The sequence below is a fragment of the Lewinella sp. IMCC34183 genome, assembly GCF_003390915.1.
GTDB lineage: Bacteria > Bacteroidota > Bacteroidia > Chitinophagales > Saprospiraceae > Neolewinella.
This window is the reverse complement of the sequence record NZ_QMEM01000008.1, coordinates 118,324-135,605: the sequence shown is the minus strand read 5'-3', so window position 1 is coordinate 135,605 and position 17,282 is coordinate 118,324. Positions and strand designations below refer to the sequence as shown.

Below are 17,282 nucleotides of genomic sequence, written 5' to 3'. Positions count from 1 at the left end.
AGGCGCGCAAAGTACGCCGCGCTACCGTTGGTTATACTCCCGCAATAGCCCGTACATCCGCTTGATGTCGTAGCGATCACCCGGGAACACCCAATTGCGCCGGTCCCGCGTCTGCACCAGCAGGACTTGCTGGTCCTGATTGACCCCGCGACCGACGTTCTCCAGCCGTACGCTGCCCAGGGGCGGCAGAGGAAGTTCGTCGTCACCGACCACGAAGGCGGTCGGGGTGACGGTCACGTCGGGGTACTTGAAGCTGCTCCACAGAGCGCCCAGAAAAGCCATGAGAAACAACAGCCCACCGAAGTAGGCCAGCATCGGCAATAATACCCGGCGGCGTGGATCGGGATGCTGCGCGCGACCGGCCTTGACGGCCAGAAAAAGCATGACGGCCACCCCGGCGGCACAAAAGGCCAGGGTCGCGTACAGGTCGGTGCGTACGGGAATGAATTGCTCGGGATCCATCTACTTACCCGCGGCGCTGGCGGCCTGGCGGCGCAGGTTATCGATGATGTCGCCGAGCTGGTCGGCCGCGATCCGTTTGCTTACGATCGTTTTATCCTTATCCAGCAGGAAGATGGTGGGCGTGGACTTGATGTCGTAGTCGCGGTAGTACCGCTGGTACGGGTCGGCTACCTGTACCCAGTCACCGGTTCCCTGCTCGTCCACGTAGTCCCAGCAGTTGCCCAGGTCCTCGACGCCCTTGGTGCAGATCGAGAAAATGGTGACGCCCTGGTCGCGGTACTTCTCGTAGAATTCCTTCATCTGGGGAGTGGAGCGCTTGCAGGCCGGACAGTCGTAGCGCCAAAAATAAAGCACCGTGTAGTCGGAGTCGATCGCGTAGAGGGAAGTGTCTTTACCCTCCCGCGTAACCATCTGGAGGTCGGGGGCGGTCTTGCCGATCAGCAGCGGCCGTAGCTCGTCGGCGGTTTCCACCATCTTATCCAGCTGCTCGCCGTCCGACCAGTACGCGCGGCCGGTGCGGTAGTAGGTGTCGACCATATGGACGTATAGGGCATCCATGCCGACGATATTGCTGGTTGCCGCCTCGTTGGTGTAGTGGACCGTGAAGTACTTGAAAGCTTCCGATTGGGGCTCGAAGCGGGAAAGAACCCGGTCGACGGCGGCGGCCAGGCTATCGGGGTGCTTCACCTGCAGCGTATTAATGTAGTAGTCGATGCGCTGAAACAGGAAGGGCGTACGCACCAGCCGGCGGTCGGTCAGGTCGAGGCCGTCGAAGTAGTGGTCCTGCAGCCACCGCCACTGCCGGGTACGGCGCGCTTCCTCATCGGTCATCTCCGCAAAGTCGGGCGGGGTGGCGGGCTGGTTGCTCCGGATGATGGCGGAAACGAAAGCGTCCGGGTGGTCGGCTACTACCTTGTCCTGGTGTGCCCGTACCTGTTCGTCCAGTTCTTCCAGCTTTACCTCTGCTTCGGCGACGAGCGCAGGTGCGGTGGTTGTATCGGTAATGAGGGCGCGCAGGCCGGCACTCTCCCGCTGCCGCTCCGCCAGGTAAGAAAGGTAATCGTAGAACAATGCGTTCTCCTTGCTGCCCTCGGCCCGTACCTCGTTCAGCGTGTTCATACTGGTAGAGAGGGTAAAGGTCTGATCGCCGTCCTCGCCGATGAGGAACTGAAAGTAGTTGTTGTCGGGCGAGAGTACGACCAGGTAGATGCCCGGGTCCAGGGCAGCGGAGTCGCCCGCGAAGGTGTAATCCCCCGCTTCGCTGCGGTAGGCGGTATCGACGATGTACTGCTTGTCCAGCAGGTAGTACCCAAGGGTAAGGATTTCGGCATCGTAGCCGTCGATGTCTACGGTGATGCGGTACCGGTCGTCCTGGGCGGTGAGGCCGGCGGCAAGAAAAAGGAAGAGGACGAGAAGGCGATAATACATCGGTCGGAATTCTGGAGTAGTAAAGGTAACGCACGGGCGGGCGGGCGGCGTGCACGGCAGGGCGTGCAACGAACACGGCCGCCGGCCCATTCGTTGCAAAAGTGTCCGCACCCCCGGACGTTTTTTCAAATCTTTAACCATCGCCCGCTATGAAAAGCTTCTCATCCTTCACCGGAATCTCCCCCGAAAATTCAAAATACCGCAACTCCGATCACCTCTTCGATATTCAGCGCAAACGCCTCTACGGCAACCAGACCATCGACGGAGATTACGAGTTCTCGGTCCCCCGCGCCAATATCACGGAGCTTGACGAGGAAAACCGCCGTGGCTACCTCGTAGAACTGGCCGCCCCGGGTTACGAGCGGGAAGACTTCGATATCTCCATCCACAATAGTGTGATGACCATCAAAGCGGAGCCCCACGACGACCGGCTGCGGGACCACGACTCCTACACCCAGCGCGAGCATATGTACCACACCTTCCGCCGCCGGTTCTCCCTGCCCGAACAGGCCGATGAGGAAAACATCACGGCAGGCTATACCCGGGGTATCCTGGAAGTTTTCGTGCCCGTACTGGGTCCAGTCAGTAAAACCCGCGAACCGCGCCGCATCACGATCAGCCAGTAAGGAGCTACCCTTATTTGGCCAGAGAATTATAGTACCGCAGCGACTCCAGGATGACTTCCGGGGTCGCTGCCTGGTTTACGACCGCCCTACCAGGACTTTCTAACAGGGTGAAGTTAATTTCGTCGCCTTCGTTCTTCTTATCCTGCCGCATCAGTTCGATCAACTGAATAAAGGAGGCCCGCGGTACCTCCTGGTGGCCGTACAGCTCTGTACAGTAGTCCGCAATCGCCTCCAGATCGGCGGTGCCCAGGAGGCCCTGCTGCCGACTGATCCAGGACTCCGTGATCATACCGATGGCGACCGCTTCGCCGTGAAAGAGGCGCTCGGGGCGGGGCAGAAAGAAGCTTTCCACCGCGTGTCCGATCGTGTGCCCGAAGTTCAGGGCCTTCCGCCGATCGCGCTCGTAGGGATCTTCCTCCACTATTTCCCGCTTGAGGGCGACGCTGTGCGTAATTACTTTCTCCCAGTCGATTGACCGCAGTTCTGTCCCGCGGCGCAGGGTCTCCCACTCCGCCCCGTCGGCAATGAGGGCGTGCTTGATCACTTCGGCGTAGCCCGAGCGCAGTTCCCGCTCCGGGAGGGTGCGTAAAAAAGCCGGATCTATCCATACGGAGCGCGGATTGGCGAACAGGCCGATGCTGTTCTTTACCTCGTGAAAATCGATCCCGAGTTTGCCCCCGACGCTGGCGTCCACCTGACTGAGCAGCGTGGTCGGTATCTGGACGAAGTCGATGCCCCGCTTGAAGGTAGCCGCGGCGAAGCCCCCCATGTCCCCGATCACGCCTCCGCCGAGGTTGAGGCAGCACCAGCGCCGCCCTACCCCACCGGCAAACATGGCCTCCCAGATGTGGCGGCAGGTATCCAGGTGCTTGAAGCGCTCACCGGCCGGGACGTCGATGTAGACCACCTTCTTTCCGGTCAGGAAAGGGGCAAGCAGGGGCAGGCAATGGGTGCGGGTATGCTCGTCGGACAGTACCACCCAACCGGCGTAGCCGCGTTCTTCGAGCCATGAAAAGTGGGAGGCGCCGATGGGCGCGATACGGATATCGTAATCCGAGGCAACGGTAAGGGTCATGAAGCGGGGTTTACCAGCGCTTGCCGATCTGAACGTTGATGAACAGGCTCAGGTATAGCGGGGGGTTGGTTACGCCGGGGGTCAGGTCGCTCTCGATCATGATGTCGGTGTTGCCGAGGAAGTAGTCGGCCATGATGCCGGCTTCCAGCGACTTGGCGGTCTCGTCGTAGGCCCCGAAGCCGAAGTGGGTGGCGAAGCGGGCGTGTACGCCGGGGCGGATCCCGACCTCATCCAGGCCCACGGTCCAGGCACTGGCCCCGAACACGTTGACCTGGTTGTCCAGAAAGACGTCGGCGTTGTCGCCGGTGTAGCGCACGTCCTCCGGGGCGGCATCGGCGCGCTCGATTTCCAGGTAGTAAGGCTTTACGAAGCCAAGGGAAGGACCAAATTCGTAGGAGTACCCGATGGCTACACCACGCTCCGGTGCTTTCTCGGAGAGAAAACGCTTCTTCCCGAAACCGAGGCGCAGGGCATACAGCTGATTTTGCTTACCGAACACGTATGCCCGGCTGACGCGATTGCTGACCACGTTGACGCGGTCGGGATTTTCGCGGCGCTCGCGGCTGTGGCGGATGTCCCCGAAGGTCAGCGTCCAGAAGCGCGTCTTGTCGTAAGTGACCAGCTTTCCGGAACGAACCCCCACGAAAAAGTTACGCGGGGTCGCAATGGCTACGTTGAAGGTCAATTCATGGTCGTACACCACGCCGATGGGGTTGGCGTCGTAGATATTCCGGTCACCGGGGAGCTGGGTCTGGGCCGTAACGACGACTGAGACCAGCAACAGGCAACACGTGAAGAGCATGCGGGACGGTAGGGACATACACCGAAAGTACAGCATTTGCCCCTGCTTTGTTGTGGGGGGGTACCTTTAGCCGCATCAATTGTCGCCCGCCGTGTCTTCGCCCCCAGAAATCCGGGTCATCACTCCCATCCGCCACCCCCGCTTGCGCTACGTGCTGGACCTGATCGGCAATGATCTCGGGTATCGTTTCCTGTTTTACAACGACCGGTCGGTGTTTGGCCCCGTGGAGGCCCGGTACGCCGTTCACTACGGAGGAACCGGCCCCCGCAGCCTACCCCGCCACCCCCTGCTGTCCGGGCGCGACCCCGCACCTGCGGATCTCGCCCCCGAAACCGGCCCTGACGGTTTGCCGCTTTTCTTTCCTACTCCCGGGGGACATGATCTGCTGGCCTGTATTTTCTGGACGGTGAGCCGCTACGAGGAATACGCCGATTTCACGCCCGACCGCCACGGCCGGTTTTCCGCCTCCGCCGCCCACGCCCACCGGCACGGATACCTGCAGCGTCCGGTGGTGCGGGAGTGGACGGCCGCCCTGGAGCGCCGGCTGCGCGCGTGGTTTCCCGACCTGCCCCCGCCCCGGGCCCGCCCCCTGGCCGTGCGCCCGACCTACGACATCGACTTGCTGTGGGCGTGGCAGCACCGCGGCTGGCGCGGCCGGGCCGGGCTGCTGAAGGATACCTTCCAGGGCCGGTTTTCCCGGGCGGTGGCCCGGCTGCGGTCGGGTCCGCAAACCGACCCCTACTATACCATCGGGCGGCTCGAGGAATTTCACCGGCAACACGGACTGCTGGGCACCTACTTTTGGCTGCTGGCCGGCGGTACTTCCCGGGTAGACCCCAACCCCTACCCTATCCCCGATGCCCAGCGACAGCTCATGCGACGGCTGGAAGCCCACGCCCGTATCGGGCTGCACCCGAGCTACCGCAGTCCGGATCGCCCGGAACTGGTGACCGAGGAGCGGGAACGCATCGAGGAGATACTGGACCACGGTGTTTGCTGTTCGCGGCAGCATTTCCTACGGTTTCGGCTGCCCGCTACCTACCGGTTCCTGCTTGAGGCGGGCATCCGCGAGGACCACAGCATGGGCTACAGCGACGCAGTCGGATGGCGGGCCGGGACCAACCTGCCCTTCTTTTGGTACGACCTGTCCCGCGAGACCGCGACGCCGCTGGTCGTCCACCCCTTTGCGGCCATGGACGTCACCCTGCGGAACTACCTGGGGATGGACGCGGCGCAGGCGGGGACCACCATACGGTCGCTCGCCGCGGCGGTGCTGCCGGTCGGTGGTCCCTTCCCGCTGTTGTGGCACAACAGCAGCTTTGCCGCGGAGTACGGCTGGGAAGGCTGGTGGGAGATGTACACGACTACGCTGGCCGACCTGCTGGCCGGAGAGGCCGTGCCGTGGAGCCCAGAGACGGATTAGTCCAGGTCGAACAGGTTACCGACGCCCGGGTAGCGCACCGCGTTGAAGCCCTCCGCCAGGTCGTACCCGGCCTCCCGTCCCAGACTGCGCGCCTTGGCGTGCAGAAATTCCATAAAGTCCCGTCCGCTGATCGGCGTGGTCGGCTCCTTGCTGTAGACGCTGGCCACGTCGTCGTTGAATTGGGAAGCAAAGCAGGCCACCGCCTCCATTTTGCGGGAGAAGTGCTTGGTAATATCGACCACGAAATCGGGAGCCCGGTTACGGTCCTGAATGTAGTGGTATACGGCCTCCGGGCGCCACGGTTCCTGCATCACGCCGCTGTAATCCTTGGTTTCGATCTTCAGCAGTCCGCTGTAGTAGCAGGCATCGGCCACCAACCGACCGCTTCTTCCGTGGTCGGGGTGGCGATCGGAGAGCGCGTTGGCCAGTACGATATCGGGCTGGCAGTCGCGGATGGCGGTGATGATCTTGCGGACGGTCGCTTCGTCGGCGGTCACGAAGCCGTCCGGCAAGTCGAGGTTCTCGCGGAACTTGGCGCCCAGTTTTTCGGCCGCGGCGAATGCTTCCCGGGAGCGTATTTCAGGGGTACCGCGGGTGCCGAGCTCCCCCCGGGTAAGGTCAAGCAGGCCGAAGGTGTAACCCAGCTCGGCGTGGCGGAGCAAGGTGCCGGCGCAGCTCAGCTCGATATCGTCGGGGTGTACGCCAACGGCGAGGATGTTGACCTTAATCATGTAGCTATATTAATTGCGGTGGGATGAATTACGAACTAACCCGCCAACATCGCGACGGTTGACTTGAAACAAGCAGGCAAAGCCGAATAAACGTGCCGGATCGATACTACAAAGCTTCCGGCGGGGGTTCTCACTGAGTATCACGACGGTATGGTCGGATATCCCTTTCCCGGCGGACCTTCGGCCGGGTACACCGCCCGGTAACGCAACCCAACTGACGAACTTAGTTTGCTGGCCCCCAGTTATAGCCCCAACATTATCCATACGATGCGTAAGATTATATTCCGCTATGCCATTTTGCTGGCGGCCTTCTTTTTGCTGGCCCGCTGCGCAAACTTTAAAGCTCACGAAGCCGAAATCGAAGACCTCACCAGCGACGCGGCCCCTACCGGCACCCTGGAGTATTCCAGCTTCCTGGTAGGTGACCTGGGGTACGACTACGGGCGAGGACTGACCACGCTGGAAACGATGATCGACAAGATGCCGCGCGGCGAGAAGGAAAGCTCACTGCTGCTGCTCGGAGACATCGTCGGCAAGGAAGGACTGGAGAAGAATCCCGACGATAAGGACCAAGCCTACCTCGACGCCCTGATCCAGCGCCTACAGCGGGTACCCGGTGAGGTATACTACACCCCGGGAGAGAACGAACTGGCCCGCGACGGTCAGTTCAGCCGGCTTGACCGGCTGGAAGACTACTTCGACGACAACAGCGAAAAGGACATCCGCTTCATGCCCAACCGCGCCTGCTCGGGCCCGGACGACGAGGAACTCTTCGAAGGCGTCGGACTTATCGGCATCAACAGCGCCTGGTATCTCTCCGACTGGAACCGCGACGAGGAGGTCAGCGAGGGCTGCGACTATACCAACCGCGACGCCATGACCTTTGCCCTGGCCGACGAGATCAAGGGCTACCGCGACCAGGTGAAGATCGTCATGATGCACCACCCCCTGCAGGCCAACGGAAACCGCGGCGGCCAGTACAGCCTGCGGCAACACCTCTTCCCGTTGGCCGACGCCATTCCCGGCGCCTACGTGCCGCTCCCCGTCGTCGGCAGCATCTACCGCCTGATCCAGGGGGTTGGCGGAGGAACGCAGGACATCCACAGCCTACGCTACCAGCAACTGGTGCGTAAGATCGAAGCCGGCATCGACGATGAGGTCAACGTCATCTTCGTCAGTGGCCACGAGCACAATATGATGGTCGCCCACGAGGACGAGTACGTCAAGATCGTCGCGGGATCCGGTAGCGAGCGCGGCCCGGCCGTCCCGGGCAATGATGCCAACTACGTCCAGGGAGCCGTCGGCTACGGCCGGCTGGATTTCTACGACGACGGGGCGGTCTACGTAGGCTTCTACACCGTCGACGAAGACGGCACCGAGCAGCAAACATTCTATCGCCGCATCATCGAGGACCGTAACAAGCCTCAGGACGTCGGCGTCGAGGCCATCCCGGCGGAGGTCGTCAACGACGATACCGTGCGGTCAGCCATCTACGCGGGTGATCCCGACGAGCGGGGAACGGCCTACAACACCACCTTCGGTCGCCACTACCGCCGGCTGTACTACCTGCCGATCAAGGTGCCGGTACTGAACGTCGATACCATCTTCGGCGGCCTCGACCCGTACCGCCGCGGCGGGGGGATGACGACCATGAGCCTCCACACCGAGGGCGGCGACGGCCACCTCTACCAGTTGCGTTCGGTCCGTAAGAACCCCGCCCAGCTGCTGCCCAGCCTCCTGGAAAACAGCTTCGCGGCCGACGTGGCCAAGGACCAGTTCACGGCGATCCACCCCTACGCGCCGCTGGCCCTGCCCCCGCTGCAGAAAAAACTCGGCCTCTACGCGGCCGACCCCTTCCTGTACTACGTACCCAAGCAACCGGGACTGGACGGATTCAACACCAACTTCGGCGGTGAGATGTACTGGCTCGAACAGCGCCCCGACGAGGACTGGAGCGACACCGACTTCTTCGGCAGCAGCGACGACATCATCAGCAACAGCAGCATGCGCGAAGAGCTGTGGGACGACTGGAAGAACTTCGCCGACCAGGAAAATTACGCCCGCGCCCGGCTGTTCGACTTCTTCATCGGCGACTGGGACCGCCACCGCGACCAGTGGCGCTGGGCCGCCTTCGACGAGCCCGACGGCCGCACCCGCTACGTCGGCATCGGCCGCGACCGCGACCAGGTGTTCAGCAACTTCGACGGTACCCTGCTCGGCATCGCGCGCCTCTTTATCCCCGAGGCCCGCAAGCTGCGCCCCTTCGGCTACGACCTGGACCACGCCCGGTGGCGGGCCCTCAACGGCAAGTGGAACGACCGCGTGTTCCTGAATAAGATCACCCGCGAACAGATGATCGCCGAGGCGAAGTTCATGCAGGAGACCATCAGCGACGAGGATATCGACGATGCGCTGCAGCAGATGCCTCCCGAGGTTCTCCCCTTCAGCCTGGAAGAGATGGACATCGACGGCAAGCTGAAGTCGCGCCTGCGGCAGCTGGACGAATTTGCCGACGATTACTACGCAACCCTGGCCGAGAGCGTTAACGTGCTCGGAACCGATAAAGAAGACGTCTTCGTAGCCGAAGGGCTCGATAACGGCGACCTGCACGTCCGGGTGTACGACGCCGACAGCGAAGGCGAGATCGACGAGCTCTACTACGACCGCGTGTTCCACCCCGGCGAGACCCAATCGGTAATCCTGTACGGCCTCGGGGACGACGACCGCTTCGACCTCGAAGGTACGACCAGCGGCATAACGCTGCGCGTGATCGGGGGCGACGGCGACGACGTGATCAATGCCAAGGGACGCCTACGGGCCCGCGCTTACGACGAGAAGGAGGGCATGTCCTTTACGGGAAATACCGGCCGGATCGGCAAGCGCCTCAGCGACAACCACCCCGACCTCAACACCTACGACTTCGAGGAGTACTACCCGAGTTACACCACCCCGACGCCCGCCCTCGGCTACAACGTTGACGACGGACTCTTTATCGGCGCCGGCCTTTCGCGGACGGTGATGGGCTGGAAACCCGATCCCTACGCCCAGCGGCACAGCATCCTGGGGACCTACAGCACCAACGAGTTCTATAAGTTCAACTACAACGGGGAAATAAATGACCTCTTCCGCCGCCGCAACGACCTGACGATCGAGGCGCATTACTTCAGCCCGGGCTACGTAGCGAACTTCTTCACGCTGGGCAACGACGGCGCCGGACGGCCCGACGAAGAAGACTTCTCCGCGCTGGGCATTACCGACGATCAGCGGCTGGAATACAACCGCGCCCGCCGGGAGGAAATCTTCATTAACCCCATGTTGCGCCTCCGCGGCAGCCGCAACCGCTTCAGCTTTTCGGTGGGTCCCTTCTTTCATAGCTATCAGCTCAAGGAAGCCCCCGATTTCTCGCTCATCAACCGGTCCGTATACGACGAGAACATCATTCCCGACCTCGTCTTCGACCGCCAACCCTTTGCCGGTATCGCGGCGCGGATCACCTCCAACAACCTGGCCATACCGCTACTTGCCGATAACGGCGTCAAGTACGAGGTATTTGCCCGCCAGAGCTGGAACCTCAAGGACTCGGGCCTGTCTACCACCAAGTACGGCGGCAACCTCAGTTTCTACCGAATGATCACCAAGGCAATCAACTTTGCCACCCGCATCGGTGTCGAATTCAACGACGGTGACCCGCTCTTCTACCAGCTGGCCTCGATGGGCGGCCGGTCGAATTACCGCGCTGCGCGGGTAGATCGTTACCTTGGCAACAATATGGTCTACCAAAACATCGATCTCCGCTTCATGGGCTTCGGCTTCGGAAAGGGAGAGGTGCCCACCATTGGTGGCTTTATTCTCGGTCTGGACCATGGCCGCGTATGGCTGGAGGGTGATAACAGCAGCACCTGGCACGTTGGCTACGGCGGTGGGGTATGGATCGCTCCGCTGGGCGCGACCATCCTCAGTCTTACCTACTTTCTCGACGGGGACCAGGAGCGCCTTAATTTTGCTGCCGGATTCCCCTTCTAACCGTAGCACATGAACAAACTCTGGGAAAAACCCAACCTGATTAGCGTCGTCATCTTGGTAGTCGTACTCGGTATCGGAGTGGCCTACGTGGCGTTCACCGTCAGGCAGCGCCCGGAGACCGAAAGCTTCTCTACCCCGGGTTACTTTTTCCCCTACAACTTCGATCGCCTGACCCGGGTCGTCACCCTACCCGAAGAACTCGAAGAGATCAGTGGACTGTGCCGGGGTGTGAAGGCCGGTGAGGTCTTCGCCATCCAGGATGAGGCGGGTGAGCTGTTCGTAGTCAATGCCTTCACCGGAATACCCTCCAGCCGGGTGGCCTTCGACAAGGATCGCGATTACGAGGGCGTGGCCCGCCACGCCTCCGAGGTTTACGTTCTTGAGAAAGACGGGGACCTCCACTACTTCGTTTACCAGGAAGGGGAGGAAGAAATTCCGGCCCGCAAGCTGGAAACCGATTTCAGCTACCGCAACGATACCGAAGGCATCTGCTACGATTCCCTTACCAATACCCTGCTGATCGTACCCAAAGAGCAGGAACTCAACGGCGGCTTCGACGAAGAGGACACGCGCCGGGGCGTATACTCGTACGACATCAACGATGGCCGCCTGAATCCCCAGCCCACCTACTACATCGACCAGCTGGAGGTGGGCCGTATCGTCTTCGGGAGCAACCGGGAATACATCGTAAAGCCCAGCGGCATCGCGGTAGACCCCTTCACCCACGACTTGTACATCCTTTCCTCGGTGGGCAACGTACTGGTTGTCATCGACCGCGAAAGTAATATCCTTCACGTGGAATTACTGGAGAAAAAGACCTTTGCCCAACCCGAAGGCATCACCTTCGCCGAAAACGGCGATCTATACATCAGCAGCGAGGGCCGTGGCAACAACGGCATCATCGCTACCCTCACCCGCATGCAGCAACCTTCCCCCAATGAGCAATGATCCGAAACCCAAGGTCGAAACCAAGGAGCAGACCGTCCTCTCACGGGCCCGGGCCTTTGTGCGGGAGCGGTTCAACGACGACCTCGACCCCAAATTCCTCTTTCACAACTACGCCTACTCGGAAGAGATCGCCGATAAAGCCGCGGAATTGGCCGAAGCCGCCGGCTTAAACGAGGAAGAAACCGACCGCCTGATCGTTGCCGGCCTGTTCTATCCCGTTGGCTATACGGGCGGCGCCGACAACTTCACCGAACGGTCCGCCGCCGACCTGCGCGCCTTCGCCCAGAAAACGAACTACGACGCCGGCCAGGCACCCGAGTGGATCACCGCCGTACCCGACGCTACCTCCAACAGCCCCTTCGAGGTCCGGTTGATCCACGACGCGGTCTGGAACTGGCTGGGACGCAAGCGGTACGACCGGCGCTCCGACCTACTGCAACTGGAACGGGAGGCCATCGAGGGCAAACACGGCGACCCGGTTGCCTTCGGGGAGCATATGCAGGACTTCCTCCTCAGGTTCAACTACCTCACCGACGTTGGCAAGAAGGAATTCGATGGCCGGCGCCGCAAGAACGTCAGCAAACAGCAGAGCAACAACTACAAGATCCAGCAGAAGGAGGTCAAAGCCAAAACCGGCAAGAACTTCGGTCGGGGCATCGATACCATGTACCGCACCGCCTTCCGCAACCACATCAACCTGAGCCGGATCGCCGACGACAAGGCCAACATGATGATTTCCATCAACACGATCATCCTGTCCATCCTGATCGCCATTTCCGGTGCCGGTCTGAGCTTCTTCGAAGAACTGTTCTTCGACAGCCCCGAGTTTCTCGCGCCGATTATCATCCTGCTGCTGAGCTCGCTGACGGCCGTCATTTTCGCCGTGTTTTCCGCGCGGCCCAAGGTGACGGAGTACCGCATCAAGAAGCGCAAACTACTCGAAAGCAAGGAGGCCAGCCTGCTTTACTTCGGCAACTTCCTTAAGATCGAGAAGTCCGACTTTATCCGCTACCTGTCGGAAATGAAGATGGACCAGGACAGCCTCTACGACGACCTGGCGCGCGACCTCTACGACCTCGGTCAGGTACTCCACCGCAAGTACCTGCTCCTCACCATCAGTTACAATACCTTCATCGGAGGCCTGGCCCTGGCCGTACTGACCTTCCTGACCGTGTACGTCTGGAACCTCACAAATATGCAGTAGGGGAAATCAGTCCAGCACCTGCAGCTTGGCGAACTTGAGCATGATGCGCTTCTCCGGCTGCGGCAGATCGCTGAAGTGTATGGTGGCGATGCGGTTGTCGGTACCCCCGTCGATGTTGAGCACCTTCCCCTCTCCGAATTTCAGGTGCAGGACCCTCCGCCCGGTCTCTACTTCGCTTACCGGACTCGGCTTGAACGTATCGGGATCCACCTTGGGCGTGGCGAAGCGGGCCGTGCCCCGGCGGTTGCGGGGCGTAACCCCGGTCACCCGGGCGCGGTGCTCGCGCTGCTGGGCTACCTTATCGTACTCGTGATCGGCGCTCCGGCGGTTTGAAGAGGTATTCTCCACGGCGTCGGCGGGTACCTCCGCCAGGAAGCGACTTGGCTCGTTCATGACCATTTTCCCGTAGCGGTAACGCGTGTTGGCGTAGCTCAGGGTGAGGTAAAGCTCGGCGCGGGTGATGGCTACGTAGAAAAGCCGCCGCTCCTCGTCGAGGCCCTCCATACTGTCCATGCTCATCCAGCTGGGAAACAGCTTTTCTTCGAGACCGACCACGAAGATGGATTTGTACTCCAGCCCCTTGGCGGCGTGTACCGACATCAGCGTCACCACGTCGCCGGACTGGTTTTCCTCGTTGCTGTCAAAGTCGGTCAGCAGGGCGATATTCTGCAGGTAGGTAGCCAGCGACTTGTCGGGCAGGGTATCCGTGTCGATGACCGTATCCTCCTCGACGAAGGACTTGATGCCGTCCAGCAGGGACTCGTGGTTCTCGAGGCGGCCCATGCCCTCGATCGACTTGTCGTTGCGGAGCATGTCGGTCAGGCCGGAGCCCTTGGCGATCTGGTCAGCCAGCTCGTAGGCGTTGGCGGTGTCGACCTTCTTCTGTGCCTGCTCGATGATGTGGATGTAGCCGTCCGCCGCGTGCCGCGTCCGCTTCGGCAGGGCAACGTGCTTCAGGGCTTCGAACAGGGTCATACCTTCCTGCCGCGCCAGGGTGGCCACCTTGGCCACGCTGGTATTTCCGATGCCGCGCTTCGGAAAGTTGATCGACCGGCGGAAGGCCTCTTCGTCGTTGGGGTTGACGACCATCCGCAGGTACGCGATCAGGTCCTTCACTTCCTTACGCTGGTAGAAGCTCTGTCCGCCATAGACCCGGTACAGGATGTTGAAGCGGCGCAGGTATTCCTCGAAGATCCGGGACTGGCTGTTGGTGCGGTACAGGATCGCAATGTCGCTGTTCTGCAGGTGGAAGCGGTTCTTCTGTTCGAGGATGGTGTCCGCCACCCGCCGGCCTTCCTCGTTGTCGTCGACGGCCTTGATGACGCGGATCTTGTCCCCTACCCCCTTGTCGCTCCAGATCTCTTTCTGGATCTGCCGCTTGTTGTAGCTGATGACGGCGTTGGCGGTATTGACGATGTTCTCGGTACTGCGGTAGTTCTGCTCCAGCTTGAAGGTGCGGATCCCGTACTGCCCGAAGTCGCTCTCGTAGTCCAGGATGTTCTGGATCGTCGCCCCCCGGAAGGCGTAGATCGATTGGGCGTCGTCGCCCACCACGCAGATGTTGCGGGGGCTGTCGGGGTACTGTACGAGCCGCTTGATGATCGCGTACTGCAGGGTATTGGTATCCTGGAACTCGTCTACGAGCACGTATTTGAATTTCTCCCGGTACTTCTGCACCACTTCCGGGTGATTCTGCAGCAATTCGTACAGGCGGAAGAGCAGGTCGTCGAAGTCCATGGCCCCCGCCTGCTTGCAGCGCGCCACGTAGGCGGCGTAGATGCGGTAGACGAGCGGCATGTTGGCCATCTTGTCCTGGGCCAGCAGTTCCTCGTTCTTCTCGTAGAGCTTGGGGGTGATCAGGCTGCTCTTGGCGGAGCTGATGCGGTTCTTTATGGCATTGGCCTGGTAGACCTGCTTGTCGAGGTTCATCTCCCGGATGATCGACCCGATCAGGCTCTTGGTATCGTCCGTATCGTAGATCGTGAAGTTGCTCGGGTAGCCGATGTGCTGGGCCTCCACGCGCAGGATTCGTGCGAACAGGCTGTGGAAGGTGCCCGCCCAGATGTAGCTGGCCCGCTTGCCGACCACCGTTTCGATCCGCTCCTTCATTTCCCGTGCCGCCTTGTTGGTGAAGGTCAGGGCCAGGATCTCCCAGGGAGCCGTTCCCTGCTCGATGATGTAGGCGATGCGGTAGGTCAGCACCCGGGTTTTACCCGATCCCGGCCCGGCTACGACCAGCACTGGACCGTCAATGGTGGTCACCGCCTGCCGTTGCACGTCGTTGAGGGAGTCGAGGTAGCTGCTGGTTTTCGGGTCGGACATCGGAATACTGGATTGAGCGGGGCGGCCAAGATAAGCAACAAATTGTTGGGCGCGGACGCGGGTGCGGTGTATACCGGTAAAAAAGTGGCCGCACCGGTTTGCCCCCGGCTATTGTACGATCACCTGCTCCTTGATGCGCAAACCATCGGTTTCCAGTACGATCACGTACATCCCGGAGGCCAGTCCCGCGACGCTCCCCCGGTATTCGCTTACGATCTCCCCGCCAAGGTCCTCCCGCCAGACTAGCCGACCGAGCACGTCGTACAGCGTAATCCTGTGGACCGCGATGGCCCGCTCCGGCCGCACGGTGAAGCCCTCCCGCGCGGGATTGGGCAATACGGCCACCCGGATAGCGGGCACCGGTATGTGGGCTTCCCCGTCGTCCTTGACGTAGTCTCCCAGGCAGTGGGTCAGTTGCCGGGAAAATCCGGACAGGGGAACGGAATTTACTTCCTCGGCGATCGTGCCCCTTATTTGGCTATTGACCACTTTTAGTACCGACGGCCCGCAGCCCGGCAGGTCAAAAATGGGATAGGGGTTGTCGACGTCGCTGTCGTTGTAGTAAGTCATGTGCCGGTCCGGCGTATTCGGAAAAAACACGATGTACTCTTCCCCGATGCGGTGATCGCGGATGGTACCGTTGCAGTTGCCACCATCTTGCCCCAGCAGACTTACCCGGTCGCCCACCGACGCATCGCCGGCGTATACCTCCAACAATTCCATATCGTAGAGGGGGAAGTAGCCCTGCCGCGAAGCGTTGGCGAACTTCAGGAGCCGTACCCGTGCCACGACGGCCTTCCCCTCCGTCCATGCGAAGTAATCCGCGCTATAGGCACAAAAGGTTTCCATAAAAAAACACGAGCAAGCGTTGCCCGCCACGGGAGCCAGCAAAAGAAGGAAGATGAGTATTCGCACGGGGAAGGTCCTTGTATCCCGTCAGACGCGGTACGTACGGAAGACGTTGGTGGGTGACCGTAATTAGTTAACGGACCCGCATCGTACCGGGCCTGGCAGATCAGAAATCGCTGCTGGGCACCTCTTCGTCACCCGCGTCCGGCATCCACTTTCCGTGCAGCCGCAGCGTACGCTCGATCACGTCCCGCGCCGCACCCGCGCCCCCGCAGCGATCGCTGACGAACTTCGAGATCGACAGAATCTCAGGACAGGCATCCTTCGGGCAGGCCGGGAAGCCCACGAGCCGCATCACCTCGTAATCCGGCACGTCGTCCCCCATATAGAGTACGTTCTCATCGTCGAGCTCGTGCAGGTCCATAAATTCGCGGTAGGCCTCCACCTTGTCCCCCACCCCGTAGTAGACGTCGACGACCCCGAGGCCCTGCAGCCGCTCCACCACGCCCAGGCTTTTACCCCCCGTGATCACCGCCACCCGGTACCCCACCTCCAGCGCCCGCTTGATGGCGTAGCCGTCACGAACGTTCATCTGCCGCAGCAACTGCCCGTCCTCCGTAACCAGCAACTGGGAATTGGTAAGCACCCCATCCACGTCGAAGATGAAGGTGGTTATTTCCTGGAAGCGTTCTAGCTCGTTCATCGGTAGTTCGGTAGTTCGGTAGTTCGGTAGTTCGGTAGTTCGGTAGTTCGGTAGTTCGGTAGTTCGGTAGTTCGGTAGTTCGGTAGTTCGGTAGTTCGGTAGTTCGGTAGTTCGGTAGTTCGGTGACGGAGGTTGCCGATTATAGCAGGGTTCAATGCCTTACAGATATTTTGCCAGCCAATCACACACCGCGTGACCACAGAACCAAAGAACGACCGCAGGGAGCGCAACTACAGAACTACAGAACTAACAGCGACCGCAGGAAGCGTGACCACAGAACTAAAAGCGACCGCAGGGAGCGTGACTACAGAACTAAAAGCGACCGCAGGGAGCAAGACCACCTACTGATTCTCCCGCCACTCATACACCCACTTGGCCTGAACCTGCTCCAGGTGTTCCTCAGTGGATTGTTCGCGGGTACCGGTGAACTGGGGGATCTCCAGGATCCATTCCAGCAGATCGGTAAAGCGGATGCGGTAGATCTTGTCCTGACCGAAGTCGTCGCCGAAGCGGTCGTAGAGGGCAATGGCGATGTCCTCATGGTCGGCCCAGCCAAAGGGAAAATCGTCGAAGTCTTTGAAACTCATCTATATATAATTGAAAATATACCAATTACAATGTACAATTTGCTGGGATGCTCGCTGCCCTCGTTGCCGCAGTGAACGTGCAAAACAACTGGTGAGTAG

At 60.7% G+C, this 17,282-nt stretch carries 14 protein-coding genes; 5 read left to right on the top strand and 9 right to left on the bottom strand.

Features of this window, described 5'->3' with window-relative positions:
• Positions 1–21: 21 nt before the first annotated feature.
• Both DQG19_RS16730 and DQG19_RS16725 read right to left on the bottom strand, forming a co-directional pair.
• Entirely contained in the window at positions 22–462 is a 441-nt protein-coding gene (locus DQG19_RS16730) for a hypothetical protein (RefSeq protein ID WP_116127440.1), read from the bottom strand.
• Entirely contained in the window at positions 463–1,890 is a 1,428-nt protein-coding gene (locus DQG19_RS16725) for a TlpA family protein disulfide reductase (RefSeq protein WP_198661780.1), read from the bottom strand.
• A gap of 149 nt (positions 1,891–2,039) precedes the next feature.
• Between DQG19_RS16725 and DQG19_RS16720 the strand changes: the two genes are divergently transcribed.
• Positions 2,040–2,516 carry an Hsp20/alpha crystallin family protein gene (locus DQG19_RS16720; RefSeq protein WP_116127438.1) on the top strand — a complete coding sequence of 159 codons (477 nt, stop codon included), beginning with the start codon at positions 2,040–2,042 and terminating at the stop codon, positions 2,514–2,516.
• 10 nt (positions 2,517–2,526) lie between these two features.
• Here DQG19_RS16720 and aroB read toward each other — a convergent pair whose 3' ends face one another.
• Complete coding sequence (gene aroB / locus DQG19_RS16715; RefSeq protein WP_116127437.1) at positions 2,527–3,591, bottom strand: 3-dehydroquinate synthase; 1,065 nt, start codon at positions 3,589–3,591, stop codon at positions 2,527–2,529.
• Between the two features lie 10 nt (positions 3,592–3,601).
• Entirely contained in the window at positions 3,602–4,411 is an 810-nt protein-coding gene (locus DQG19_RS16710; protein WP_157974564.1) for a hypothetical protein, read from the bottom strand.
• 73 nt (positions 4,412–4,484) lie between these two features.
• Between DQG19_RS16710 and DQG19_RS16705 the strand changes: the two genes are divergently transcribed.
• Positions 4,485–5,816 carry a polysaccharide deacetylase family protein gene (locus tag DQG19_RS16705; protein WP_157974563.1) on the top strand — a complete coding sequence of 444 codons (1,332 nt, stop codon included), beginning with the start codon at positions 4,485–4,487 and terminating at the stop codon, positions 5,814–5,816.
• Here the strand turns inward: DQG19_RS16705 and bshB1 are convergent.
• Positions 5,813–6,544 (bottom strand): bacillithiol biosynthesis deacetylase BshB1, encoded by a 732-nt coding sequence (bshB1, locus tag DQG19_RS16700; protein ID WP_116127539.1) that lies wholly within the window; start codon positions 6,542–6,544, stop codon positions 5,813–5,815. The two genes, DQG19_RS16705 and bshB1, sit on opposite strands and share 4 nt — an antisense overlap.
• 270 nt (positions 6,545–6,814) lie before the next feature.
• Here bshB1 and DQG19_RS16695 point away from each other — a divergent pair, with 270 nt between their 5' ends.
• Genes DQG19_RS16695 through DQG19_RS16685 form a run of 3 tightly spaced genes read left to right on the top strand, consistent with a single transcriptional unit; the run spans position 6,815 to position 12,722 of the window.
• Complete coding sequence (locus DQG19_RS16695) at positions 6,815–10,570, top strand: metallophosphoesterase (RefSeq protein WP_116127434.1); 3,756 nt, start codon at positions 6,815–6,817, stop codon at positions 10,568–10,570.
• A 9-nt stretch (positions 10,571–10,579) separates the two neighbouring features.
• The gene (locus DQG19_RS16690; RefSeq protein WP_116127433.1) at positions 10,580–11,518 is read left to right on the top strand and encodes an SdiA-regulated domain-containing protein; all 939 of its coding nucleotides are present in this window, start codon (positions 10,580–10,582) and stop codon (positions 11,516–11,518) included.
• On the top strand, positions 11,508–12,722 hold the full coding sequence (locus DQG19_RS16685; RefSeq protein ID WP_116127432.1) for a Pycsar system effector family protein: 1,215 nt from the start codon (positions 11,508–11,510) through the stop codon (positions 12,720–12,722). The genes DQG19_RS16690 and DQG19_RS16685 overlap by 11 nt, the downstream gene beginning before the upstream one ends.
• A gap of 6 nt (positions 12,723–12,728) precedes the next feature.
• Here DQG19_RS16685 and DQG19_RS16680 read toward each other — a convergent pair whose 3' ends face one another.
• The 4 genes from DQG19_RS16680 to iscX all read right to left on the bottom strand — a co-directional run bounded on the left by DQG19_RS16680 (position 12,729) and on the right by iscX (position 17,183).
• Complete coding sequence (locus DQG19_RS16680) at positions 12,729–15,044, bottom strand: ATP-dependent helicase (protein ID WP_116127431.1); 2,316 nt, start codon at positions 15,042–15,044, stop codon at positions 12,729–12,731.
• Positions 15,045–15,152: 108 nt separating this feature from the next.
• Entirely contained in the window at positions 15,153–15,893 is a 741-nt protein-coding gene (locus tag DQG19_RS16675; RefSeq protein WP_116127430.1) for a T9SS type A sorting domain-containing protein, read from the bottom strand.
• Positions 15,894–16,059: 166 nt separating this feature from the next.
• Complete coding sequence (locus DQG19_RS16670) at positions 16,060–16,596, bottom strand: KdsC family phosphatase (RefSeq protein WP_116127429.1); 537 nt, start codon at positions 16,594–16,596, stop codon at positions 16,060–16,062.
• A gap of 341 nt (positions 16,597–16,937) precedes the next feature.
• Entirely contained in the window at positions 16,938–17,183 is a 246-nt protein-coding gene (gene iscX / locus DQG19_RS16660; RefSeq protein ID WP_116127427.1) for a Fe-S cluster assembly protein IscX, read from the bottom strand.
• Positions 17,184–17,282: the final 99 nt, after the last annotated feature.

Excerpts from the sequence above, each read along its gene's own strand:
- aroB (WP_116127437.1), bottom strand. The coding sequence starts at position 3,591 with ATGACCCTTACCGTTGCCTCGGATTACGATATCCGTATCGCGCCCATC.
- DQG19_RS16675 (WP_116127430.1), bottom strand. The coding sequence starts at position 15,893 with ATGGAAACCTTTTGTGCCTATAGCGCGGATTACTTCGCATGGACGGAG.
- DQG19_RS16690 (WP_116127433.1), top strand. The coding sequence starts at position 10,580 with ATGAACAAACTCTGGGAAAAACCCAACCTGATTAGCGTCGTCATCTTG.
- DQG19_RS16720 (WP_116127438.1), top strand. The coding sequence starts at position 2,040 with ATGAAAAGCTTCTCATCCTTCACCGGAATCTCCCCCGAAAATTCAAAA.
- DQG19_RS16725 (WP_198661780.1), bottom strand. The coding sequence starts at position 1,890 with ATGTATTATCGCCTTCTCGTCCTCTTCCTTTTTCTTGCCGCCGGCCTC.
- iscX (WP_116127427.1), bottom strand. The coding sequence starts at position 17,183 with ATGAGTTTCAAAGACTTCGACGATTTTCCCTTTGGCTGGGCCGACCAT.
- DQG19_RS16670 (WP_116127429.1), bottom strand. The coding sequence starts at position 16,596 with ATGAACGAGCTAGAACGCTTCCAGGAAATAACCACCTTCATCTTCGAC.
- DQG19_RS16680 (WP_116127431.1), bottom strand. The coding sequence starts at position 15,044 with ATGTCCGACCCGAAAACCAGCAGCTACCTCGACTCCCTCAACGACGTG.
- DQG19_RS16730 (WP_116127440.1), bottom strand. The coding sequence starts at position 462 with ATGGATCCCGAGCAATTCATTCCCGTACGCACCGACCTGTACGCGACC.
- DQG19_RS16685 (WP_116127432.1), top strand. The coding sequence starts at position 11,508 with ATGAGCAATGATCCGAAACCCAAGGTCGAAACCAAGGAGCAGACCGTC.
- DQG19_RS16695 (WP_116127434.1), top strand. The coding sequence starts at position 6,815 with ATGCGTAAGATTATATTCCGCTATGCCATTTTGCTGGCGGCCTTCTTT.
- DQG19_RS16710 (WP_157974564.1), bottom strand. The coding sequence starts at position 4,411 with ATGTCCCTACCGTCCCGCATGCTCTTCACGTGTTGCCTGTTGCTGGTC.